Source organism: Citrobacter sp. CRE-46 (genome assembly GCF_059615875.1).
Map to the genome: position 1 here is coordinate 681670 of NZ_CM184341.1, position 26017 is coordinate 707686.

At 53.6% G+C, this 26017-nt stretch carries 13 protein-coding genes and 4 pseudogenes; 13 read left to right on the forward strand and 4 right to left on the reverse strand.

Translation table 11 applies throughout. From position 1 onward, the window contains the following. Positions 1-2: 2 nt before the first annotated feature. The 3 genes from AC534G_RS03355 to AC534G_RS03365 all read left to right on the forward strand — a co-directional run bounded on the left by AC534G_RS03355 (position 3) and on the right by AC534G_RS03365 (position 2689). On the forward strand, positions 3-431 hold the full coding sequence (locus AC534G_RS03355; RefSeq protein ID WP_061382555.1) for a diol dehydratase small subunit: 429 nt from the start codon (positions 3-5) through the stop codon (positions 429-431). A 10-nt stretch (positions 432-441) separates the two neighbouring features. After that, positions 442-2256 carry a diol dehydratase reactivase subunit alpha gene (locus tag AC534G_RS03360; protein ID WP_110496785.1) on the forward strand — a complete coding sequence of 605 codons (1815 nt, stop codon included), beginning with the start codon at positions 442-444 and terminating at the stop codon, positions 2254-2256. A 109-nt stretch (positions 2257-2365) separates the two neighbouring features. Beyond that, a complete protein-coding gene (locus tag AC534G_RS03365; RefSeq protein ID WP_001573898.1) occupies positions 2366-2689 on the forward strand; it encodes a DUF1889 family protein in 324 nt (107 codons plus the stop codon). Positions 2690-2953: 264 nt separating this feature from the next. Here AC534G_RS03365 and AC534G_RS03370 read toward each other — a convergent pair whose 3' ends face one another. Both AC534G_RS03370 and AC534G_RS03375 read right to left on the reverse strand, forming a co-directional pair. Next, positions 2954-4294, reverse strand: coding sequence for a carbohydrate porin (locus tag AC534G_RS03370; RefSeq protein WP_110496787.1), 1341 nt, complete (start codon positions 4292-4294; stop codon positions 2954-2956). Positions 4295-4418: 124 nt separating this feature from the next. Then, a pseudogene (locus tag AC534G_RS03375) lies at positions 4419-5811 on the reverse strand (MFS transporter). Positions 5812-6232: 421 nt separating this feature from the next. Here AC534G_RS03375 and AC534G_RS03380 point away from each other — a divergent pair. The 6 genes and pseudogenes from AC534G_RS03380 to AC534G_RS03405 all read left to right on the forward strand — a co-directional run bounded on the left by AC534G_RS03380 (position 6233) and on the right by AC534G_RS03405 (position 14564). Then, positions 6233-7264, forward strand: a complete 1032-nt coding sequence (locus AC534G_RS03380; RefSeq protein WP_110496792.1) for a LacI family DNA-binding transcriptional regulator — start codon at positions 6233-6235, stop codon at positions 7262-7264. A 248-nt stretch (positions 7265-7512) separates the two neighbouring features. Beyond that, positions 7513-8442 (forward strand): dihydrodipicolinate synthase family protein, encoded by a 930-nt coding sequence (locus AC534G_RS03385; RefSeq protein ID WP_199981231.1) that lies wholly within the window; start codon positions 7513-7515, stop codon positions 8440-8442. Positions 8443-8584: 142 nt separating this feature from the next. Next, positions 8585-9433 (forward strand): fumarylacetoacetate hydrolase family protein, encoded by an 849-nt coding sequence (locus AC534G_RS03390; protein ID WP_110496794.1) that lies wholly within the window; start codon positions 8585-8587, stop codon positions 9431-9433. 123 nt (positions 9434-9556) lie between these two features. Next, positions 9557-10846: an anaerobic C4-dicarboxylate transporter family protein gene (locus tag AC534G_RS03395; protein WP_110498780.1), complete on the forward strand. Its 1290-nt coding sequence runs from the start codon at positions 9557-9559 to the stop codon at positions 10844-10846. A gap of 590 nt (positions 10847-11436) precedes the next feature. After that, positions 11437-12744 (forward strand): tyrosine-type recombinase/integrase, encoded by a 1308-nt coding sequence (locus AC534G_RS03400; RefSeq protein WP_496594486.1) that lies wholly within the window; start codon positions 11437-11439, stop codon positions 12742-12744. A gap of 200 nt (positions 12745-12944) precedes the next feature. Continuing rightward, positions 12945-14564 (forward strand): annotated as a pseudogene (locus AC534G_RS03405) (ISL3 family transposase). Between the two features lie 48 nt (positions 14565-14612). On the opposite strand, the pseudogene AC534G_RS03410 reads toward AC534G_RS03405, so the two are convergent. Next, positions 14613-14882, reverse strand: a pseudogene (locus AC534G_RS03410) (IS110 family transposase); the annotation flags it as partial. A gap of 283 nt (positions 14883-15165) precedes the next feature. After that, positions 15166-15351 (reverse strand): annotated as a pseudogene (locus tag AC534G_RS03415) (DDE-type integrase/transposase/recombinase); the annotation flags it as partial. 702 nt (positions 15352-16053) lie between these two features. On the opposite strand from AC534G_RS03415, the gene AC534G_RS03420 reads away from it, so the two are divergent. The 4 genes from AC534G_RS03420 (at position 16054) to AC534G_RS03435 (ending at position 25622) form a co-directional block, all read left to right on the forward strand. Further along, positions 16054-16785: a hypothetical protein gene (locus AC534G_RS03420; protein ID WP_496594487.1), complete on the forward strand. Its 732-nt coding sequence runs from the start codon at positions 16054-16056 to the stop codon at positions 16783-16785. Further along, the gene (locus tag AC534G_RS03425) at positions 16785-17123 is read left to right on the forward strand and encodes a PapB/FocB family fimbrial expression transcriptional regulator (protein WP_496594599.1); all 339 of its coding nucleotides are present in this window, start codon (positions 16785-16787) and stop codon (positions 17121-17123) included. The genes AC534G_RS03420 and AC534G_RS03425 overlap by 1 nt, the downstream gene beginning before the upstream one ends. A 268-nt stretch (positions 17124-17391) precedes the next feature. Beyond that, entirely contained in the window at positions 17392-17766 is a 375-nt protein-coding gene (locus AC534G_RS03430; protein ID WP_496594488.1) for a YuaE family lipoprotein, read from the forward strand. Between the two features lie 161 nt (positions 17767-17927). Next, positions 17928-25622, forward strand: a complete 7695-nt coding sequence (locus tag AC534G_RS03435) for an Ig-like domain-containing protein (protein ID WP_496594489.1) — start codon at positions 17928-17930, stop codon at positions 25620-25622. The last annotated feature ends 395 nt before the right edge of the window (positions 25623-26017 follow it).

The following is a 26017-nucleotide window of genomic DNA, read 5'->3' on the forward strand; positions in this document are numbered from 1 at the left end:
CCATGAACGACAACATCATGACCGCGCAGGATTACCCATTAGCCACCCGCTGCCCGGAGAAAATCCAGACGCCTGGCGGGAAACCGTTAACCGACATAACCCTTGAGAATGTGCTGGCAGGCAAGGTCGGGCCGCAGGATGTGCGTATTTCTCAGCAAACGCTGGAGTACCAGGCGCAGATTGCCGAACAGATGCAGCGTCACGCCGTGGCGCGCAATTTCCGTCGCGCGGCGGAGCTGATTGCCATCCCGGATGCTCGTATTCTGGAGATCTACAATGCGCTACGTCCGTTTCGTTCTTCATTCGCGGAGCTACAGGCGATTGCCGATGAGCTGGAGCACACCTGGCATGCCACGGTGAACGCCGCTTTTGTCCGCGAGTCGGCAGAGGTGTATCAGCAGAGAAACAAGCTGCGTAAAGGCAGCCAGTGACGGAGGGCGCATGCCGTTAATCGCCGGGATTGATATCGGCAACGCCACCACCGAAGTGGCGTTGGCGCAACATGGACGGTTTATTGCCAGCGGAATTGTCGCCACCACGGGCATGAAAGGGACGCGGGACAATATTGCCGGGGTGGTAGCCTCCCTGCAGCAGGCACTGGATAAAACGCCGTGGTCGCTTCAGGACGTGGCGAAAATCTGCATCAATGAGGCCGCGCCGGTGATTGGCGATGTGGCGATGGAAACCATCACTGAAACCATCATTACGGAATCGACAATGATTGGCCATAACCCGCAGACGCCGGGGGGCGTCGGCGTGGGGATGGGAACCACCATCAGCGTGGATAAGCTGGCATCACTGAGCGAAGATCGCTTTGCGCAGGGCTGGATCCCGCTGGTGGGCGAAGAGATTGATTTCCTCGAAGCGGTCTGGCTCATCAATGAGGCGCTGGATCGTGGGATCAACGTGGTGGCGGCGATCCTGAAAAAAGATGATGGCGTGCTGGTGAACAATCGCCTGCGTCGGGCAATGCCGGTGGTCGATGAAGTCACGCTACTGGAGAAGGTTCCGGAAGGTGTGCTGGCGGCGGTGGAAGTGGCGGCCGCAGGGCAGGTGGTGCGGGTATTGTCGAATCCTTACGGCATCGCGACCTTTTTTGCCCTGACGCCGGAGGAAACGCAAACCATCGTCCCTATCGCCAGAGCGCTGATTGGCAACCGCTCCGCTGTGGTGCTGAAAACGCCGCAGGGTGATGTGCAGTCGCGAACGATCCCGGCGGGTAAGATCTTTATCCGTGGCGAAAAGCGCGGCGGTGAAGCCGACGTAGCGCAAGGCGCGCAGGCCATTATGCAGGCGATGAGCGCCTGTGCGCCCGTGTGTGATATCCGCGGTGAAGCAGGTACGCACGCGGGCGGGATGCTTGAGCGGGTGCGTAAGGTGATGGCCTCGCTGACCGGTCATGACATGAACGCCGTGCATATTCAGGATCTTCTGGCGGTGGATACGTTTATTCCCCGCGAGGTGCAGGGTGGCATTGCCGGTGAATGCTCAATGGAGAACGCCGTTGGCATTGCGGCGATGGTGAAATCTGACCGCTTACAGATGCAGGCTATCGCCAGCGAACTGAGCGCGCGGCTAAACACGCCCGTGGAGGTGGGTGGGGTGGAAGCCAACATGGCCGTGGCTGGCGCGTTAACGACGCCCGGATGCGCCGCGCCGCTGGCGATCCTCGATTTAGGCGCAGGATCCACCGATGCCGCCATTATTGATAGCGACGGCGTAGTGAAGGCGGTACATCTTGCCGGGGCGGGGAATATGGTCAGCCTGCTAATTCAAACGGAACTGGGCTTAAGCGATCCGTTTTTAGCAGAGGAAATTAAAAAATACCCGCTGGCCAAAGTGGAGAGCCTGTTCAGCATTCGCCACGAGAACGGCGCGGTGGAGTTTTTTCGTGAACCGCTCAGCCCGTCAGTATTTGCCAAAGAGGTGTATCTGAAAGACGGCGAGCTGATCCCGGTTGATAACCAGACCTCGCTGGAGAAGATTCGTCTGGTGCGTCGTCAGGCCAAAGAGAAAGTTTTTGTCACCAACTGTCTGCGCGCGTTACGCCAGGTATCACCTGGCGGGTCCATTCGCGATATCACTTTTGTGGTGCTGGTAGGTGGCTCATCGCTGGATTTTGAAATTCCGCAGATGATCACCGATGCGCTTGCGCATTACGGCGTTGTCGCCGGGCAGGGCAACATCCGTGGCACTGAAGGCCCGCGCAATGCGGTGGCGACCGGGCTGGTTTTAGCCGGAGAAGCAAAAAAATAGCGCAGAAAACAGCCGCGCAAGCGTTTAGCTGCGGGGTAAGTCAAAGAAAGGCGATGTTCTCTTTGATATCCCGGCGGAGTTGGGTACATAGTATCAAGGTGTCTCTAACGTGGTTAATTTTAAGGATAAGAGCATGCCAACAGCAATTGAGAAAGCCTTGGATTTTATTGGTGGTATGAACACTTCGGCGTCAGTACCCCATTCAATGGATGAAAGCACCGCTAAGGGAATTCTAAAGTATTTGCATGACTTAGGTGTGCCAGCGAGTCCGGAAGTTGTGATGGCACGGGGTGAGCAGGAGGGATGGAATCCTGAGTTCACGAAAAAAGTGGCCGGATGGGCAGAAAAAGTTGCCTCCGGTAACCGCATCCTTATCAAAAACCCAGAGTATTTTTCAACCTACATGCAGGAGCAGCTCAAAGAACTCGTGTGAGCTGACTATCGAATAAAACGCTAACGGACGTTTCCATCTCCGGATGGCGGCGTCCAGAAGGGTTGCCACATGCTGTTTATTGGGCAGACATATCTAAACGAAAGATTAATAAAAAAGGACCTGCGATTTCTCGCAAGCCCTTGAAATTTGGTGGCCCCTGCTGGACTTGAACCAGCGATCGGGCGGGTTACAACATTAGCCGGTCCCTAAAGTATTTGCCATTTCACTGATTCTGGCTAGGCCAGACGGTATCTGCCCGTTTTATCAGAATTTGATCGTCACCTGATTCCCGACAACCCAGGCATCCTTAATCTCCTCAATTCCTCCCGGATGGGCGAGTAACTGGATGTTAGGACGCACAGTTAGCCACGGAGTAAAGCGAAAACTATAATGCAGCTCTGCGGCATATTCGGATTTGCGAACCGGTACATACAGAGGATTATCATAATCAACGATCCCCCGCATTTGGTTCAAAAGTTCCGCCCGACGGGCTACCCTTTCATTAGCATGCATTTTGCTTACGCCGAAACTGATAAAGTCCTGCGGACGACTGAGGAAAGGGCCTTTATAAATGGCACCTATCTGAACCTGATAGTCCATTGTCGCCGTATTTTTATCATTCATAGCCAAATGCCCGAACAGGCTCAGGCCATTTTCCCGACTGCTGTTTGTTTGAGTAACTTGTTGACCGACATACAGATAACCTCCGTAACGCCCTCCGTGACGCCGCGCGGCCTGGTGAGTGAGAACATAGGGATCGCCATTGTCGTCATCCAGTACATCATTCGCGTCTGCCGTGTTATACCATCCCCCGATTTTCCAGACGCCAGGGAGTTTTGCCGCGCCGAAAGTGGGGAGGTATCCCAATTCCAGAAGATACATGTACCCCAGATGCCCGGTTCCATCCAGCTCGAAGCTTCCGTGTCGGGTGGCGTAATTAGGGTTATATTGAAACGCACCTGCTTGAACGTAAAGTGCGGGCTCAGGACTATATTTGATGCGCGTTCCCCACTGACCGATAGGCGTGTTATACCAGACACCACTGCCATGTCCGGCTAAAGAACCACAAAGCGACAGGTTCTGAAAGTAACAGCCACTGTTATCGAAATCCTCGCCTTGCGGCATCAGGCCCACTTTGATATCAAGCTTTTTATCCCACCAGGATTTTTTGAACCAAAACTGTGTCGCATGTAAGGTTTGGCCCCGACCATAATTACTTTGTACCCCAGAGCCTATTACCGACGCGCGCGGATCCTGAAGCCGATCCTGGGTCAGATCTCTACCATTACGATTATTCACCGATGCTTTAAATTCACCGTCGCGAATACCAAAGACCTTTTCCAGATCCATATCGACGCCGATAATATACTGGTCACTGTAACGCAGTGTCTTATCGCGATCATAACCGCCGGAAATATTGGTAGCAGTCATCGATCCATATTCCAGTGTAAAATTATAGCCACGATTACGTAATTCCGTACGCACTCCTCCCCACTCTCCGGTCATATTTTTCGTTGTTGGAGAAAAGAGTGTATCGTTAGCCATTGCCAGTAAAGGGTATAGTAAAATCAGCAGCATCATGCCGCTATTTATGCATTTGTTCATGTTTTTCTCCGCCCACAGAATATGCAGGGCTATGGGCTATTCCCGATAATGCGTAATTGAATCAGCCGACTACGCCGATCTTCTGTCGGATGGGGCCCTTGTTATTACCTGAGCCACTGACCGTCTATGGCGACAGCACTTCTAATGATTTTCCTTTTGTTTCAATGGCAAAAAGCCAGGTAATTAAACCGCCAATCAGTGCAATAACTGCGAAAGTGACAAACACAAAGCGGATACCGAATCCACTTACAATAAAACCAACCATCAGTGGGCCAATGGATGAACCTGCGCGTAGCCATGCACTGGACCAGGCGGTGCCAATGGCGCGCAAACGGGTGGGGTAAAGTTCAGCGGCATAGAGATAAAGCGAAAAGGCGATGGTCTGAAGAATGGCGTAGGTCAGACTTCCCAAAATAAGAATTTCAACAGCAGATTTCGCGCCCATTACAGAAAGAGTAACCAATGGAACAATGGCCAATAGAAATGCCCATGTATACCAACGCTTACGTCCGACACGGTCAATCATTAAGGCGCAAATCACCGAAGCAACTACGCCGCATGAAGAGGTGATCCATCCGTAGGCCAGGCTGGTATCGAGAGAGGTTAAACCAGGTTTTATAGAGGGTCGGGAACCAGGTGATCATTCCGTTGTTGACGCTGTAAACCGTCAGCCAGAGTCCCCACAGCATAAAGGTTCGGGCTTTATAGATACCGCTGAAGAGAGCTTTTACCCCTTCAGGCGCCGCTTTTTGAAGCGCAGGGGGGCTAATTTCAGGCTCGGGTAATGACATCCCACGCTTAATAACCTCAGATTCCAGCGTGGATACGATGCTGTGCGCTTCCTTTAACCTACCTCTTGAGGCCAGCCAGCGCGGGGATTCAGGCATCAGCCAGCGTAGTGGGACGGTTAGCGCAGAAGGAACTAATCCAATCAAAAACATTACCTTCCATCCATAGATGGGGACAAGAAAATACCCCACCAACCCCGCAAACATCATTCCGATTGGGAAAATCACCTCATACAACAAAAAGAAACGCCCACGCTTTTTCGCTCCTACAAATTCATTGATATAAGCGCTGGCAACGGGAACCTCTGCACCGATCCCTACCCCCTGCAAAAAGCGAATAATAAGGATTGACCAGCCGTTCCATGCAAACAGGCAAGCCGCATCCATCAAGACGAACATGATGATGGTGATGCGTAACACGCCGATACGGCCTATTTTTTCCGCCAGAGAACCAAAAAAAAGTGCGCCGCATAGTTGGCCTACATAGCTAGCCGCAATAATAAGACCGACAAATGTTGGTGTAAGACCCCACTCCTGAGTGAGCTGGGGCAGGGCAAATGCGATTGCAATAATGGTATAGGCATCGAAAAAAGTAGATAGGCCGACGATAATGCGGATCGCCTTGAGCCGTCGGGTGATGGGAAGGCGTTCCAGCCTTGCCAGCAGTGCTTCTGATGTCACTGTGTCGCTGGCAACAGCGTAATTTGAAGCAATAACCTGAGTGGACATAGTATTACCCTGTTAAAGGTTGTCTGGGGCATACACGCAAGTTTCTGAATAACAATGGGGAACGCCCCTTGTTCACATGACGTGTTGCGTATAATGCTGTCTGAATTTGTTTGTGGTAACGTTATTGCAATCGATTTCACTCTCAGCTAATCCTTTGCTGGATTAGATGCTAAGTCAATTACGCTAGTTGTATAATTGTCGAGCAGTTCACAATCTGAAAAAACTCACCAGAAAAAAGGTAAGTTGTGAAGACAAAGCAAAATGAATGAACGGCCAGTTGGGCGTAACCAGACAAAGTGAAGTACCATTCTTTTGTCCTGGCGAAGTTTGACGTAAGATCTTCTCACCCTTGGTGCGCAAGATGGTATCTGTTAAACGGACAACACTAATTATTACCCGCATTGATGAGCTGGAGCAGCAGATGGACCAGGAAAGTGAACTGAATGATTTGCAGGAAAAGAAGCTGGCAACAATGCGGGATGTCGCTCGCGTTGCGGGCGTTAGCGTTTCGACCGTTTCGCGGGTACTTGATGAAAGATTGCCCACCTCGCGCAGCGCTTCAGCAGATAAAATTCGCCAGGTCGCGAGAGAGCTGGGCTACCGTCGAGACTATGTAGCTTCCAGCCTGCGGCGTGGCGATACCGGGACGCTTGGCGTCCTGGTTCCAAGGCTCACCGATGCCGTCACGGCGATGCTTTTTGAAGAGATAGCCAGAGCTGCAGCCAGAAGAGGATATTTCGCAATTGTTGCGACCTGCGGTGACAGTCAAGAACAGGAGAAAAAGGCCGTTGAGTCTCTGCTGGATCGCAGGGTGGATGGGTTGATCATGTCGACTTGCCGACTGGACGATCCTTTACCGCAAACACTGCGCGAACGGAATATTCCGCATGTTCTGGCGTTACGTACAGATGGTTTTAGCCCCTCTTCAGTAGGGGACGATGAGCTTGGTGGATATCTGGCAACCCGCCATCTTATCGATTTAGGCCACCGTGACATTGGTTTAATTGGTGGCCCCGATTTTGCCTCCAACGCCCGCAACCGTAGTAAAGGCTTTGAACGGGCAATGCGGGAAGCCGGGTTGAGCATAAGAGAGGAATGGTGCTGCCATTCTGATTTTAATATCGCATCCGGAGAGGAGCAGGGAATAAAAATTCTCAGCACACGTCATCGCCCAAGCGCGCTGTTTGCCGTTAATGACGAACTCGCAATTGGCGTACTGGCGGCAGCGCACCAGCAGGGTCTGATGATTGGAGAAGATCTTTCTCTCGTGGGATATAATGATATTCCGCTGGTGAGCCGATTACCTGTGGCACTGACCTCGGTCAGAACTCCGCTTGAGCATATCGCCAGTAACGCGGTTGATATGTTATTGAATCCAGAGGTAAACAATAACATCAGGATTACCACACCTTCTCTTATCCCTCGTAAGTCTACCTCATCTCCACGTAAATAATTCGACTGAGATCCTCACTGGCTTTCTCACAGGGAGCCAACCAGGGTTGCACTGCCATAACGGATCTCATCTCGGGTGCAAAATGCGTTTGTTTGTGATCTGTGTTGTATTTTTGATCACAATGGCGTTGACGATTTAATTTTTGAGGTTCATTGTCAATGACGTGAAAACGATTGCAGAAACGATTTCACTCTCGTTTCAATGATCACTGAATTGCAATTTATTTGCTATTTATCAAGGGGATATTTATGATCAACATCGATTTAAGAGGTTTGACTCCAGCTCCGGTTACACCATTCACTCGTGATGGACGTGTAGACTATGATGCCATTCAGCGTCTTGGCAGTTGGCTGGGCAGCATCGACGGCGTGAAAGGTTTGGTGGTTTTAGGACACGCAGGGGAGGGTACCTTTCTTACTCAGGAAGAGCAGGCGAATGTGATCCGCGCATTTGTTAAGTCTGTTGATAACAAGCTGCCAATTATTGCCGGTATTACCGGTGAAGGGACCGAAGTAGCGGCATTAGAAGCTAAACGCGCTGTTGCCGCCGGCGCATCTGCGGGTTTGCTCTACCCTTCTCACGGTTGGCTGCGTTTTGGTTATCAGGACGGTGCTCCTCAGGACCGCTACCGCGTTGTTTATGAAGAGAGTGGTTTGCCGCTGATTCTTTTCCAGTACCCGGATGTTACTAAAGCCACCTACAATCTGAAAACGCTGTTGGATATCTCCGCACAACCGGGCGTATTCGCCATGAAGAATGGTGTGCGCAATATGCGCCGTTGGGATACTGAGATTCCGGTAATTCGTCGTGAACGTCCGGATCTGCAAATTTTAAGCTGTCATGATGAGTATCTGTTGCATACTGCCTTTGATGTTGATGGCTTCCTGGTTGGCTACGGTAATATCGCACCTGAACCGTTAATTGAAATGATTAAGGCCGGTAAGGCGGGCGATTACGTTAAAGCGCGTCAGCTACACGATCGCCTGCTACCTGTAACCAAGAGTGTTTACCACCGTGGTTCTCATATGGAAGGTACAGTTGCGCTTAAACATGCTCTGGTTGCACGCGGGATCCTTGAACATGCCACCGTTCGTTCTCCTCTACTGCCGCTAGAAAATGGCGCAGAGAAAGAAATTCATGATGCAATGCGTGCAGCTGAGCTTGGTCGTGTCAGCTAATTTGCTCTGACTCTCCTGTTAATCCGCAATATAGAACTTAATTTTACTGTATTGCGGATATTTTGTTACTTCGCCTCGGGTTATATCAATATCTATTTTCAATAGCGCTGGGGCTTTCACCTATCTATACCCAAGGTGATTTATGAAACTACTTAGCTTTAGTCTTCATGATAAAAAGAAATATGGTCTGGCGATCCCCGGCGGAGTTATTGACCTACAGGTTTTATTTCCACAATATAAAACTCTGCGTGATTTTATACCGCACCTTCATCTTATTGATAATTTGCCACTGTCAGATAAAAAAGCGGATTACTCATTTGACGAGATCACTTTCCTGCCGGTCATTACTGAACCGAAAAAAATAATCTGCGCAGGCACAAATTATCGCGATAAAAAAAATTCGTCTGCCGAAAAGCCTTCTAATCCTGTGTTATTCATTCGTTTTGCTGATTCACAGACCGGGCACCTGACACCGTTACTCAAGCCAGAATGCAGCAATGAGTTTGATTTTGAAGGTGAAATGGCGTTGGTAATTGGTCGCGAAGGACGCAATATACCTTTGCAGGAGGCGCTGCATTATGTTGCTGGCTATAGCTGCTACATGGATGGCTCGGTGCGTGACTGGCAGCACACTTGGTTTACCGCTGGGAAAAACTGGCCAGCAACCGGTGGCTTCGGTCCCTGGCTGGTGACTGCGGATGAAATCCGAGACCCGCAAAATCTGAACATTACTACCCGGCTCAATGGTCAGACGGTACAGCAGGATAATACGAGCAGTATGGTTTATACACTCGCAGAGTTAATTGCGTATATCAGTATGTTCAGCGTGCTCTCTCCTGGTGATGTGATCCTGACCGGTACACCCGGCGGGATCGGAAAAAAACGCACACCACCGCTTTTTATGCATGCCGGAGATAGTGTTGAAGTAGAGATTGATCAGATTGGATGCCTGATTAACGTAGTGTGCAGTGATGCCACGGTAACGCGATAAGTTTTCATTCAGGCTATTTACATCCAGAGGCATATTGAGAGAGCTGTTGCCCGGCGGCCAGGACTTACAGACCATTTGATCCTCAAAAGGGTTAATGCCGGACAGGAAGCTATGGAGGCACTTATGGTATTGGTTCAATTTCTTGTTGTGCTGCTGTTTCTTTTCATTGGCATGCGGGTCGGTGGTATCGGCGTGGGGTTTGCCGGCGGTGCTGGCGTGATTGTTCTCAGCGCTCTTGGCGCTACGCCAGGTGAAATGCCTATGCTGGTTATCGTATTTATTATGGTCGTGATCGTGGCGATTGCAGCCATGCAGGAGGCTGGTGGTATTGAGTATCTTGTTGACCTTACCGAGCGCCTGCTACGCCGTCATCCGCAAATGTTAGTCATAACAGCGCCCTTTTCCACCTGGCTATTAACCATGATGGCCAGTACCGGACAGGTATCCTTTGCTTGCATGCCGGTTATTGTCGGCGTCGCAAAAGAGAACAATATAAAACCCACCCGAGCTCTTGCTCTCTCTGTTAGCGCTTCTCTACTGGGGATTGTTGCTTCGCCCATTTCTGCGGCAGTGATTTTCTTCTCAGGTATTCTGGAAAAAGATAATCATGGTTGGGGTTATATTGAACTGATTGCGGTATCAATACCCTCCACATTCCTTGCGTTGCTCGTCACGTCTCTTTTTTACTTATTTTGGGACAAAGTCCGACAGCAGGGTCGGTTATATGACAATCCAGTTCATTTCAAGGCAGAGACTGGCCGGGTGATCCCCCCCTATGGTGGTCGTTCGGTGCTAATCTTTATTGTTGGATTGATTGCGGTTCTTACATATGCGATTGTCACCAGCCCTAAATTAGGACTGATTGCTAATCCAATCATGACCAGTGGGCAAGCTCGAGTGGGGATGATGATGGGGGTTGCGCTGCTGATTTTGGTTTGTTGCCGGGTGAACGTGCAAAAAATCCCATCCGGCTCAGTCTTTAAAACTGGGATGACCTCCTGTATTTGTATTCTCGGCGTTGCCTGGCTGGGCTCGACGTTTATGGACAGCAATCAGCAATGGTTGCAAAGCACAGTAACGTCACACTTACTGGATTCACCCTTTGTGTTGGCTCTCATCATTATGACGGCTTCGTGCTTCCTGTATTCCCAAGCGGCCTCAACGAAAATTCTGTTCCCTGCTGCACTAACGATGGGTGTTGCTCCCGGTATTCTGGTCGCCTGTTTCCCGGCAACGGCTTCACTTTTCATTCTGCCAAACTATCCGACGCTGCTGGCGGCGGTAGAGCTGGATGATACCGGGTCAACCAAACTGGGCCGACATATTATCGATCACCCTTTTCTGCTACCCGGCCTGACATCGGTGCTACTATCCATTCTCTTTGCAGCGGGACTGGCTTTTTTAATTCAGTGAATCACTTCAAATCTTATTTTGTAATAAGAAACTAATAAGATAGTTATTCATTGGAAAGGTTGTTTAATCCCCCCTTTACTATCGATAGCTGAGAATTTAACAGCCTCGAGCAATCACGTTATCTTCGGGCTTGTAGATATCCAGCGAGCACGACAAGTAATTGACTTGTTGCGACGGAGCTGTGATAACGCTGTATCTTGAATATTAAGAGCAGTATTACTGACTTAAATTACTATCCGGGGACGCTGGTCGCGAGATGAAGGGGGCGGGAAGGCAATTCCTTGTCTGACCCAAATTACATCTAAAGAAAAAGGAGTCAGACGATTTCTCATCTAACTCCTTGTTTTATCTGGTGGCCCCTGCTGGACTTGAACCAGCGACCAAGCGATTATGAGTCATATGAAATTCATGTTTCATGATTTTTCATATTTTTTCACATTAGATTAAATTTGTTAAATAACAGCTGTTTACCTGATGGTTGTTGTTTCAGGTTGTACTGCGTTTTTACCTTCAGTATCATCCTTACGTCACCCACTACGTCACCCAGAATCAGGCTGGGTGACGTAACGAACAAAGGACTGAAAAATACTATGGCTGATAATTTAACCGTCTCAATGATTAGTGGCTTGAAGCCGAAGACTACTGCTTATTATGAATGGGATAAAAGCGGTGAGCGTGGGGCAGGGCGATTAGGGGTGAAAGTTGAGCCATCGGGTCAGCGAGTATTTTACTATCGTTATTTTTGGCAAGGAAAACGGCAATTCATTCTGCTTGGCCGTTTCCCAGAGTTGTCGCTCGCGCAGGCAAGACAGCAATGCAAAGAATATGCGGGTCTTCTCAAAGAAGGGAAAGACCCCAAAGCTGAAATCGCAGAGCAGCTTTTCTTTGCCGAACAACAACAACGTGAAAACCAGCTCAAAGGCAGCATTGAGCAACTCATTTTGGGTTATACCACCAAAATGCGTGAAGACGGTAAACGTACCTGGCAACAGGTTTTGTTTCGGCTGGAAAAAGAAACCTATCCATTTATACCTAAAGCGACGAAAGCGCGTGACGTTACACCCGCTCATATCAAACAAATTCTGGCCACCATTATTAAACGTGGCGCATCAGTTGAAGCAAATCGTGTTCGCTCTTATCTGATGGCAGCATTCAATTATGGGTTGAAGGCTGACAACGATCCGGCAAATCACCAGCAGAACGTGATGTTTGGGCTTCAAATGAATCCAGTGGGTGTCATACCCAAACAATCTGCAGCGGAGAAGGCAGGGACAAATTGGCTGAAGCTGGATGAGTTGCAGCAACTTATGGGGGATTTCCCTAAAGCACCAAAAGTCGGCCCGTTAATCAGCCAATTGCTTAACTTATGTGTCTATACGGGTGGCCAGCGGCCTCATGAACTGGTTTCTAGCCGTTGGGATGCCGTTAACTGGGAAGAGAAAACGTTATTGATAGTGGCGGATGTGTCGAAAAATAAAAGGGAGCATCTGGTGCCTTTGACTGAGTCAGCCATTGAGATACTCGAAAAGTTAAAAGCTGAGAATATTAATCGGAGTCCTTACATCTTCCCGCAGCGTATTAAACCGGAACAGCATCTACGCACAGACAGCTTTGCACAAGCCATCATTTATTTCCGGGAACACTTTGCGTTGAGCCCATCTTTTATTGCGCGTGATATTCGTCGTACCTGTAAGACCCTGATGGGTGAAGCGGGTATTGCTAAAGACCTGCGTGATCGCATTCAGAACCATGCACTACAGGATGTGAGTTCTAAACACTACGATCGTTACGATTACCTGCTTGAAAAGCGTAAGGCACTCGAGATCTGGGAGTCTCGGGTGAATAACCACCAGCAACAACAGGAAAACAATGTCGTTAACCTGTTTGGGCAGAGATAAACGCTACTTACTTAGGATCTCTGAATTTGCTGGTGAGGCCGATGCTCTTCGCCAGTGTTACTTGATATGGCGGAGATCTTTTTCATGATATCCGCAGGTGCGATTCGCGAGGGGCAAACTAAAACTGGGTCTTCCGCAACTTGGGTGGAGAAATATTGATGAAACTTTCTAGTTAACAAGGATCTAAGCTGTTTTAAGTTATGGACAATGCTATGCCTTCACTTAAGAAGCTTTTGCAGTTGCCTTGCGGGTGGCAATCCAGCCGACAAAATGTTAGTTCTGATGGGATAACCCTCCATCTTCGTGCCACGCGTAAAACTGCACTATGTCCTGAATGCCTTAAGCGCAGCAAATCGGTTCATAGTTGTCGGCGGCGCCGAATACAGCATCTACCTTGTTCAGGCCAGGCGCTATAGCTGGTATTTGCCGTCCGTCACTGGTACTGCAGTAACCCAGCCTGTTCACGCAAAACTTTTGCCGAGTCGCTGACTTCCTTCGCAGGGGCACGGCAGCAGTCTTCACAGGCGTTACAAAATTTACAGCGTCAGCTGGGATTAATAGCCGGAGGTGAAGCTGGAAGACGGGCGGCAACGGCAGCGGGTCTCCGTAGCAGTGCAGATACTCTTCTTCGCAGAGTTATCAATACCCCGGAGACGAAACCGCCAGGCACGCCCCATGTTGGTATCGACGAGTGGGCGTGGCATCGGGGCCACCGTTATGGCATATTAATAGTCAATCTTGATACTCACCGTCCCCTCGTCCTGCTTCCCGGCCGTGATCAGCGTACGCTGGCAGCCTGGTTCAGAAGATATCCGGAAATACAGGTTGTCTCACGCGATCGCGGCGGTATCTATGCTACAGCAGCACGTGAAGGTGCTCCTCAGGCCAGGCAGGTGGCCGATCGCTGGCACTTGTTGAAAAATATTGGTGATGCACTCGAACGGATGATGTACAGACATATGCCGCTGATACGTCTTGTTGCCGATGAGTTGTCACCAAAGAAATCACCTGAACCAGAACGGGTACAACCAGCTCCATATATCCGTCGCCCGGAGCGACTTAAGCAGAAGACTCGTAATAAACGCCACCAACGCTGGGTGGAGGTAATCACCCTGCATAAGAATGGATGTGGGCTCCGTCAAATATCCCGTACCACCGGGTTATCACGCGTAACTGTCAGGCGCTGGCTCCAGTCAGGTTCATTCCCTGAAATGTCGACCCGCCCCCGGAAACCAAGCCTTCTGGATCCCTGGCATGAGTGGCTGGAGGAACAGCGTGAAAGCGGTAACCACAATGGCAGCCAGATATGGAGGGAGATGGTGGTAAAGGGGGTCACCGGTAGCGAAACCACCGTCAGGGATGATGTTGCCAAATGGCGTAAAGGTGGGAGCACATCTGTTACTGCGCCAGTACGTCTTCCATCAGCTTCGCGCGTGAGCCGTTGGTTGGTGCCCTGGCGAATAATAAGGGGCGAAGAAAATTATGCCTCCCGCTTCATCGGGCTGATGTGTGAAAAAGAGCCGCAGCTGAAAATAGCACAACAACTGGCAATGGACTTCTACCGGATCCTGAAAACCAAAAACAAGCAACAAATTAGCAGGTGGTTCACTAATGTCAGCGAAAGCGGCCCGATTGAGCTTCAGCGTGTTGCTGCCGGGATGGAAGCTGATGCCGCAGCAATATGTGAAGCGATTACCAGCTGATGGAGTAATGGTGTAGTCGAAGGGCATGTAAATCGCCTGAAAATGCTGAAGCGGCAGATGTACGGGCGTGCTGGGTTCGAGTTACTGAGGCGACGGGTTATGAGTCCTCTGGCCTGAAAGGTTCCACCCAAGTTGCGGAAGACCCACTTTTTACCCGTTGTTGACAGTAACCTCCAGAACTTCGATTTTTGCATTCTGAAGATAGCGCGGAAGACCTGCACCGTACGACCCCGTGCATTCAACGCCGATACGCTCAACCGTTCCGAAAGAAGCCATCCAGGCCAGCATTTGTCGGTATCCCTGACGAGTTGTGGAAAAGAACTCGTTGCCTAAAATCCGATTACTTTGATCAACTACAGCTGCAACATGTAAATCTTTATGCGTATCCACACCACCAACGACAAACGATGAATGAACAGTTTTTGCCTTTGCCATAGGTCGTTTTCCTGAGACAGAAATTATTCGTCAATTCTCCTGACGATAACCCGGACAGGACAGTAAAGAGACAAGCCGTCAGGCCCTTCTTGAGTCACGCGCATCAATGAGGAGAAGGCTCGCATGAGGTACTTCCCGGTTACCGATGGGTCCAGGGAAAGACACATTGCTGGTTGTTCAGAGTGTGAGTCAGGAAATCGGGAAGTCTTCACTGCATCAGTGATCTCACCGGTCAGGCAAAACAGCAAGCATGATGATGAAAGCTGACACCGATATTCTTACTGTCCGAGTGAACCAGCACCTGTTTTTGGGGATTACGCCTCCATACAGCCATCAGCAGTGCGTTCAGAACAATGTCCTTTGTCATCCGGGATTGCATTGACCAGCCGATAACCTTTCGTGAGAACAGATCAACAACCACGGCCAGATACAACCAACCTTCGTGGGTCCTGATGTAGGTTATGTCCGTTTCGAGCTACCGATGCGATGAGTGATGAGTCCTCTGGCATGAAAATCTCCACCTAGGTTGCGGAAGACCCACTTTTGCACCGTTGGTAACAGGTGTAAGTGCCGATGTAAAAATGACCCGTAGATTAGTAAAAGTTGGCTTGCGCACTGGGATAATCTCAATATGTTTTTCGGCTATCCGGATTCGGACTGACATGATCACTGGTGGTGTTCAGTGACTGTCTTGGGGGGCCGGGGCATTTTCTGATGTCATTGCCGTCATTTTCACCAGGACACTGTCTGAATTTTTGATCCCCTCTGACGGCAGGATAAAAAAATACTCTCTCATACGATTCGTTTTTTTCATTGTTATTTCTTCTTTATATTTTTCATGTGTGTGTTTTTTAGTCTTTCGCTAAGTGGTTTTTATGTGTTTGATGTGAAAGGGAGTTGTTATTTTACCACAACTTTATTTCCGTGGAGGTATCGCTGTAACATAATGATTTAATGCTGTGTTGTGGTTTAATAACAAATTGATTTATTGTCATGTTTATTTTTAATGAAACTATTCTGAATTAGTGATTTGTTGCCCTAATGATTAAAAAAGAAGATCTTGTTGATTAGTAATTTTGATTTTACCGTGGTCATCAGGAACCTTAAGATTTTTCCCATAACCACATTGTTTATGATGTATTTCCGGTAAGTGTTTTTATGGAGAGAAGACATGGCTGAAAAATCATTATTATCGGTACTTGTTTATTCTCCTGCCTGGCCAGTTTCTCAGGCGCTGGTTAATTTATGTCTTCCTGAGGAGACCGGTTGGTATTTTACGGAGCTTCCGGATGTGGTGGCGGTTCGTTATTCTGATGATATTCTGCCAAAAATAAATGAAATGAAACCGGATATTCTGGTGATGGATATTTCACTGCGCGTGAATTGTGGTCTGCTCAGTAGTATCCGTCATTATTATCCCGCGCTGCCCATCGTGGCGGTCCGGTCACGCTTTTTATTCTCGGACCGGGTGGTGGCAGAGTATTTTGGTCACATCTGGCTCAGGGAATATGGCGCGCTGCTGGCGGGGTACCCGGCGGTGTTATTGCAGGAGCATCTGTCACATCCCGGTCTTGCAGGAACGGAGTGTGGAGGACGCAGTGGCTACCATCTGGTCACCCGCAATGTGAAAGATACCGATATCGTGCAGCGGGAGGTGACCTTTCTGTTGCGTCTGCGTCTGTATGACCTGATGAAATCCCCCCGCCTGTGCGAAGTGGTCATGGACTGGCTGGCCGGGGGCGTGGCGCCTGCTGAGGTGGGGACGTCACTCTCCCGCAGCAACAAAGTGATTTACCACTACCGCTGGCGGGTTATGCGGGCGCTGAATATGAATCGCGGTATCCGGGATTTTATTCCCTCGGTCACCGTGAAGCTGAAACAGGATGAGAAGGGGTGGTGGTGATGGTTTATTTCAGGCCCTGCAGCGATACGGCCTTATCGCGGGATATTCCCGGGGCGCTGAAACCCGGCAAAGTGGACCCGACCTATTTCAGGCTACTGATGAGCGTGACGTCCCAGCGCAGCGTGCCACTGCTCCGGGCGCTGGAGGACGTGCTGGTCAGAGGGGTGCCCCGCAAGGATGTCTGTGCACTGTATGGGGTTAATGCCGGCAACCTGTCGACCAAGCTTTCCCGTCTGCAGGTGGTCAGCCAGACGATAGCCCGGATGTATCCGTGCCACTTTGACCGTACAGACTGTCCGGTGAGCAGGCATCTTCTGGTAGAGGAAAAGGCGCTGTAAAGACGAAAACAGAAATACCGGCCCGGCACAGATCCGGGAAATATCTTTTTTTGTAACCAGTACATTTATTATTTGTACTGAAAAGTAATGAAGAACAACGCACAGTCCTGCACGGCGGATATTTCTCCGCTGCGCTGAAGTGTTGTCTGTTGTTGGTTAACGTAAAAAGCCAGGGCATTTTCCGGGAATTACAGAATGTAAAATCCGTGCGGTAGCTATGGCCTGATAAAAACGTGAATATCTGATTATTCTGACTCCTGGAGATAAAATGAAGCAACATCTGGCCGGAATAATTTGCTTGTTGTTATTGTCAGGGTGCACCCGGCAGGGGGTGTTTACCGGTCCGGATGTATTAACCCTGCCGGTCAGTGGCAGCGTGCTTTCACCGGATAACCCGTGTGTGACCGATTTTGCCGCGCTCAGGGAACTCAATCCGGCGGCTTTCTCCGCTTATCGCGAACAGTTTGATGAAATCAACCGGGTGTATGCCCTGTACCAGCGGGATGTGACTAACCTGGGTAAAGACCCGAAAGAATTACTGAGTATGGAGCTTGGGGCAAAATTAAACCAGGTCTGCACCCGTGTGAAATATTCCGTGTATACCGCTGTGCAGAAAAACCTGTCACCGGTAAACGGGCTGTGAATTGTATTTAGAACAGAAGGCAGTCCATCCGCTTCTTTATTTCTGTTTCATTGCCCGTTTAATCACGCCGGTATTCTGACCGGCACCTGTCGGGCATTTTACTGAAGAATTTTCCCCCTCTGTTAAGTATTAACGACAATACCACTATTGCAGGTACCAGAATGAAAAGGGACATACGTTCGTTATTATTATGGCTGCGCGGGCTTCCCGCGCAGATATTCTCCGTCTTTCGCAGCGTCCGTGCCGGGTTCCGGCAGGCTGCGTCTGCCCGGTACGGGCAGGCGTCTGCGTCTGTGCCTTTTCATTCACGTGCCTTCCGGGTCATCACCTGGGTGAACATCGTCTGTCAGCTGGGCTTCCCGCTGGCGCTGGCCTTCACCCCGTCGGTCCTGGCTGCCGGGCAGAAGGACCTGAACACCGAGATGCAGGCCCTGCAGCAGGGCCTCGGTGAGCGCCCTGAGGCGGCCCCGGTGTTCACGCCGCCGGAGGTGTCTTCTCCGGCATCGTCCTTCTTTTCTTCTTCTCCTTCCTCCTCCGGCCCGGCCCTGCCGGTCCCGGTGAGGGGGTCTGCGGGCACGACGGACCTGCCTGACCTGGGGTCGGGTGCGGCGGACAGGGCGGCCGGCAGTGCGGAGACGACTGAACCGCGTGAAGTACGCGCAGCGCGCGAGCGGGAAGCGACCCTGAGCAACCGGATGAGTGCGGCACAGCAGCTGTGGGACGTACTGTCCGGCCCTTCGCCACGGGACCAGGGCCTGGACCGGGCCACGGGTATCGCCTCGGGGCTGGCGAACCAGGCGGCAGAAGACTGGCTGAAGCAGTACGGTAACGCGCGGCTGTCGTTCTCCACGGAAGGACTGGGCAGCCTCGACGTGCTGGCCCCGCTGTGGGAGAGTGAGTCAGACCTGCTTTACACCCAGCTGGGGGTGCGTCGCGACAGCGACCGCACCACCACCAACCTGGGGCTGGGCGTGCGCCACTTCACTCCGGACTGGATGGTCGGGGTGAACGCGTTCTATGACTATGACGTGACCGGGCATAACCGCCGGGCCGGCGTCGGGGTGGAAGCGTGGCGTGACTACCTGAAGCTGTCGGCGAACAGCTACCTGCGTCTGACGGACTGGCACCAGTCGGTGCTGCCGGAGATGGAAGATTATGATGAGCGTCCGGCGAACGGGTTTGACCTGCGCGCGGAGGCGTATCTGCCGGCGTACCCGCAACTGGGCGGGAAGCTGATGTATGAACACTACCAGGGGAAAGGGGTGTCCCTGACCGGGAGCACCAGTGACCTGCAGGATAACCCGTCGGCGGTGACGGTGGGGCTGAACTACACGCCGGTGCCGCTGATAAAGGTGGGCGTGGAGCATAAAAGCGGGTCGGGAACAAACGACACGGCGCTGACGCTGGACTTCTCGTACCGGTTCGGCACACCGTGGGTGGAACAGATAAACCCGGACGCGGTGGCGTTCGCGCGCAGCCTGGCGGGCAGCCGGTATGACCTGGTGGACCGTAACAACAGTATCGTGATGCAGTACCGTAAGCAGGAGCTGATATCGCTGCTGCTGACGCTGGCGGGTATCCCGTATGCCGGGGAGAGCGTGGTGGTGACGGCGAACGTGACCAGCAAGTACGGTCTGGACCATATGGTGTGGGATGCGCCGGCCTTACTGGCGGCGGGTGGGAAGCTGACGCCGCTGTCGGCGGGGTCGGTGGAAGTGCGGATGCCGGTTATCACCACGGCGGTGCCGATGCGCGCCCGCGCGGCGGTGACGGCGGACAGCTATGAGCTGGGCGGTGTGGCGTATGATGCCCGGGGCAACCAGTCTGAGCGGGCAACGCTGACGCTGACGGTGGCACGTTCCCCGCAGGATATCGGCAGTCTGACGGTGACGAAGGACGGGTCGGTGGCGGACGGTGTGACGGTGAACACGGTGCAGGTGACGGCCGCGGACACGCAGAGCGGTGCGCCGCTGGCGGGCAGTGAAGTGGAGCTGACCTTCACGCACGCGAAGGGCGCGGTGCTGTCGGCACAGACGGTGACCACGGATGCACAGGGTCAGGCGACGGCGGACCTGGCGAGCACCCTGGCGGGTGCGGTGGCGGTGAAGGCGGTGCTGAAGAGCAACGGTAATGCGGCGGCCACCACCATGCGGTTCGTGGCGGACAGCGGCACGGCGCATATCGCGGAAGGCAGCCTGACGGTGGTACGTGACAACGCCCTGGCGGACGGGAACAGCACCAACGCGGTGAAGGCGGTGGTGACGGATGCGCAGGGTAACCCGGTGAGCGGGATGAGCGTGGGCCTGAGTGCGACGAACGGCGCAGTGCTGTCGGTTGCGCAGGTGACAACGAATGATAACGGCGAGGTGGCGGCGACCCTGAAGAATCTGCGTGCCGGTGTCAGCACGGTGACGGCGACGGTGAACGGGCAGAGTGCACAGGTGAACACAACGTTCCTGGCGGGTAAACCGCAGGTGGCGACCTCGGTGTTCACGGTCACCCCGGCCACGATAGTGGCGGACGGGCGCGCCAGTGCAGCCTTACAGCTGACGTTAAACGACAGCAACGGTAACCCGGTGGCCCTGCCGGCGGGACAGGTACGCCTGTCCGTGAGCGGGGTGGGTGGCACAACCCTGTCCCCTGTCAGCGGTCAGGACGGGGTGTACACGGCTTCCCTGAGCGGGATTAAAGCCGGGGAGGCGGTCATCACGCCGGCGGTGGAAGGCAGTGACCTGAGTGGTCTGGCGCAGCGGGTGACGCTGACGGCGGACGGGAGCAGTGCCGGCCTGCCGGACGGGTCCCTGACGGTGGTGCAGGACAACGCGGTGGCGGATGACACGGCGACCAACCGGGTACAGGCGGTGGTGACGGATGCGAACGGCAACCCGGTGGCAGGGGTGCGGGTGGCGTTCAGCGTCCCGGCTCCGGCACACATCACGGTGTCGGACTATGCGACGGATGCGGACGGTATCGCGACGGCGACGTTAGCCAGTCCGGTGCAGGGCAGTGTGGCGGTGAGTGCGGAGGCCAATGGCAGCCGCCGGCAGGTGAACGTGACGTTCGCGGCGCTGTCGCTGACGGTGAAGGCGACAGATATCACCGGGAAACTGGAGGCAGGTCAGACGCTGGAGGGGCAGTACAGCTTCAGTACCAACGGCAGCAACACCACGGACAGGTCCACCTTCCTGTGGGCGGATGGCGGTCAGGCCGGTATCACCACGAAGACCTACACCCTGAACACCAGTGACGTGGGTAAAACCCTGACGTTCAGCGTGACGGCGGTGAACGGGGCGGGTGTGACCGGGAACACCGACAGTATCAACACCCGTGATGCGGCAGGCACGGGCGGCGGCAGCGGGGAGAACCCGGGTGAGGTGATTGACCCGGCGGCCCGTCCGTCGGCAGAGAATCTGAACATTACCGGAAAACTGGAGGTGGGTCAGACCCTGACGGGGAGTTACACCTTTAACCCGAACGGCGGGGATGCGACGGACAAATCGACGTTCCTGTGGACGGACGGCGGTCAGACCGGCGTCACCACGACCACCTACAGCCTGAACGGCAGTGACGTGGGTAAAGTGCTGACCTTCACGGTAACCCCGAAGAACGGGAAGGATGTGACGGGCACGCCGGTGAGCATCAATACTAAAGACGCAGCAGGCACGGGCGGCAGCGGTAGTGGTGAGAATCCGGGGGAGATTATTGACCCGGCAGCCAGACCCTCAGCGGACAACCTGAACATTACAGGTATCCTGGAAGTGGGCCAGGCCCTGACCGGCAGCTACACCTTTAACCCGAACGGCGGAGATGCGACGGACAAATCGACCTTTAACTGGAACGGGGCAGGCTCTGCGGTCAGTCAGACGGCATACGGCATTGTGGCCGGTGATGTGGGACGCATTCTGGTCTTTACCGTGACGCCGAAGAACGGGAAGGACGTGACGGGCACGCCGGTGAGCATCAGCACGAAAGACGCGGCGGGTACCGGCGGTAGCGGCAGCGGGGAGAACCCGGGTGAGGTGATTGACCCGGCGGCCCGTCCGTCGGCAGAGAATCTGAATATTACCGGAAAACTGGAGGTGGGTCAGACCCTGACGGGGAGTTACACCTTTAACCCGAACGGCGGGGATGCGACGGACAAATCGACGTTCCTGTGGACGGACGGCGGTCAGACCGGCGTCACCACGACCACCTACAGCCTGAACGGCAGTGACGTGGGTAAAATCCTGACGTTCACGGTGACGCCGGTGAACGGGAAGAGCGTGGCCGGGACACCGGTGAGCATCAGCACGAAAGACGCGGCAGGCACGGGCGGCGGCAGCGGGGAGAACCCGGGTGAGGTCATTGACCCGGCAGCCCGTCCGGTGGCGAAGAACCTGAACATTGCCGGTCTGCTGGAAGTGGGGCAGACCCTGACGGGGAGTTACACCTTTGATCCGAACGGCGGGGACACCACCAACCGGTCGACGGTGAGCTGGGACGGACGGGGCACCCCGGCCACGGCGATGACCTATGCCATTGTGGCGGCTGACACCGGGCATATCCTGACCTTCACGGTGACGCCGAAGAACGGGAAGGATGTGACGGGCACGCCGGTGAGCATCAGCACGAAAGACGCAGCAGGCGTCAGCGGCGGTGACGGTAACAACCCGGGTGAAATCATTAACCCGGGGGCGGTGCCGCTGGCAGAGAACCTGGACATTACCGGAAAACTGGAGGTGGGTCAGACCCTGACGGGGAGTTACACGTTTAACCCGAACGGCGGGGACACCACGGACAAATCCACTCTGTTGTGGAGTGACGGGGGACAGAGTGGCATCACCGCGACCACCTACAGCCTGAACGGCAGTGACGTGGGTAAAGTGCTGACCTTCACGGTGACGCCGAAGAACGGGAAGAACGTGACGGGCACGCCGGTGAGTGTGAGCACGAAGGATGCGACGGGCGTCAGCGGCGGTGATGGTGGTAAACCGGGTGAAATCATTGACCCGGCCGCGAAGCCGGTGGTGACGGCGGATGATATCACCGGGAAACTGGAAGTGGGGCAGACGCTGACAGGTGTCTACACGTTCAACGCAAACGGCGGTGACAGCCGGGATGCGTCCACCTTCCTGTGGACCGACGGTGGTCAGAGCGGCGTTACCGTGAAGACCTACAGTCTGAATGCCAGCGATATCGGTAAGGTGCTGACGTTCAGCGTGACGGCGAAAAACGGGGCGGGTGTGACCGGGAACACCGACAGTATCAACACCCGTGATGCGGCAGGCACCGGCGGCGGCAGCGGGGAGAACCCGGGTGAGGTGATTGACCCGGCGGCCCGTCCGTCGGCAGAGAATCTGAACATTACCGGAAAACTGGAGGTGGGTCAGACCCTGACGGGGAGTTACACCTTTAACCCGAACGGCGGGGATGCGACGGACAAATCGACGTTCCTGTGGACGGACGGCGGTCAGACCGGCGTCACCACGACCACCTACAGCCTGAACGGCAGTGACGTGGGTAAAGTGCTGACCTTCACGGTAACCCCGAAGAACGGGAAGGATGTGACGGGCACGCCGGTGAGCATCAATACTAAAGACGCAGCAGGCGTCAGTGGCGGAGACAGCAACAACCCGGGCGGTGTCATTGACCCGGCAGCCAGACCTTCCGTGACGGCGGATGATATCACCGGGAAACTGGAAGTGGGGCAGACGCTGACAGGTGTCTACACGTTCAACGCAAACGGCGGTGACAGCCGGGATGCGTCCACCTTCCTGTGGACCGACGGTGGTCAGAGCGGCGTTACCGTGAAGACCTACAGCCTGAATGCCAGCGATATCGGTAAGGTGCTGACGTTCAGCGTGACGGCGGTGAACGGGGCGGGCGTGACCGGGAATACCGGCAGTATCAGCACGCAGGATGCGACCGGCACCACCGGGGGTGACACGGACAATAAAGGGGAGGTTATTGACCCGGCGGTGCCGTCAGCGAAGCACTCGGTACTGAGCGGTAACCCGCTGAGCATCACCGCAGACGGCGTGACGGGGTCGGTGCTGACCTTCACGGCGAAAAACGCGGGGAATGAGGCGATTACGGGACTGGGTGGCAAGGTGACCTTCAGCACGACAGGGACCCCGGTTACCCTGACAGGGGTGAGCGAAGGCACGCCGGGGCAGTACACGGCGACGCTGACAGGGACACAGGCGGGGGCTGCCGGCGTGTCGGTGAGCGTGAACGGTAAGGCGGTGACGGTGCCGGCGGTGACCATCACGCTGATGGCGGGCACGGCAGATACCGCGCACTCCTCACTGACGGCAGCGCCGGCCAGTATCGTGGCGAACAATGGCCTGACCACAGCGGGTCAGTCGGTGGTCAGTCTGACGCTGAAGGATGCGCAGGATAACCCGGTCACGGGGCTGACGGATGTGGCTCTGAGTGTGTCCGGTGTGACCGGCACCACGCTGAGTGCAGTAACAGAATCGCCGGCAGGCAGCGGAGTCTACACGGCGACGCTGAGCGGGACCACGGCCGGGACAGCGACCGTGACGGCCTCGGCCGGTGGCACCGCCCTGAATGGTCTGCAGGCGCAGGTGACCCTGACAGCGGATATCACAACGGCGACGGTCAGCACGGTCACGGAAACCACGGGTGGGGCGAAGGCGGATAACGCCAGCGCCAACACCCTGACGGCCACCGTGGAGGATGCGAACGGGAACCGGGTGCCGAATGCCACGGTGGACTGGAGCGTGACGACGGGTATTGCGACGCTGAACAGCGCAACCAGCAGCACGGACGGCAACGGCCAGGCAGTCATCACCGTGAAGGACACGACGGCAGAGACCGCCACAATCACGGCGAAAGTCGGCAGTAATGCGGCAGACCGTGGCCGGGCAGCAGACACAGCCTTCAGTCTGTATCCGGTGGTGAGCGGTATCACGCAGGGGGTGAATAACTCCCCGGCGGATAACACCACACAAAACACGCTGACGGTGCAGATAGCGGACCTGGCGGGGAATGCGCTGACGAACCAGGCGGTGACGCTGCAGGTCGGTTCAACAGGGTCGGCGACTCTGAGGCTTAATGGGGCCAGTGTTGTCGGGGCTGCTGGCGGAGAGCTCGCTGGTACCACGGACGGTCGTGGTCAGATGCTGCTGGGAGTGACAGATATCACCGCAGAGACGGACACTATCCGTGTCGCAGTTAATAATGGCAGTCCTGCAAAGGAGCAGGCAAGTGAGTTCGGCTTGTATCCGGTGCTGGGGGCTCTGACGCCCGTGAAGAACAACCAACAGCCTGATAACATTTCGATTAACTCAATAACGGCGACGATAACTGACCTGAAAGGAAATATTTTACCGGATACAGCGGTTAGATTGGTATTCAGCCTTGACAAAGCAACAGCGAGTGTAATCAATGGGACGACCCCCACAACATGGAACGGTACAGTAAACTGGAACGCGCAGGTTGAATTCAATATAGTCAGTTCAGCGAGCGGGCTGGTTACTATGACTGCTCATTTAGAAAATGCACCGGAGCACTCCCGGGCAGCGAGCGTGAACTTCCTGACCCGGCCCCCGGCCCCAATAATTACACCGCCGACTCCAACGGAGGATTACGCCTTGCGTGCCAGTCACTCCGGCCAAAACAATTTTTATTTTGACGTGGCTGGAGGAAACGGAATTTGTAAATTGGAATCCGGAGGGTGGTCATCGCCCAGCTCGGTGACGGCCTCATGTAGCCGAATGAGTCTCCAGGGCATGAGAAATTGTACGACATGCCCGGTTGGTATTTATTACGGAAGGCTCTATGCACAAGACCTTGACGGGAATCTGAGGAGTAGCGTACCAGTTATCTTCCAGGTGACAAAGGGATCCTGAACCCCATCCAGTCCCCCCCTTTTTTTAAGGGGCCAGTAAAGGTTTTATCCGGATGCTGACAAAATCGTATCCGGATAAATATCTGCCGAACACAAAAACGCAGGGAGTGTGAGATTTATTTTAACGTCATCAATCGGTAATTATCTCGGCCAGATCTCCTGGCAGAGCCTCTTATCAGTACTTGTTTAAAGTCGAAAATTGGTTTGCATTTAGTGGCTCGAATACTTATGACGCTATCCAGTCGGGGTTGATTGGCAATTATGCGTATACTTCGGATTTGACGCCAGGAAACGGGAACAGACAAACAGGGTCATTATGGGGGGAGTTCAGACCGGATCTGCCAGATAGTTCATCTAAGGGGGTATGGCCATATCAGGGGCTGGATGTGTGTCGTT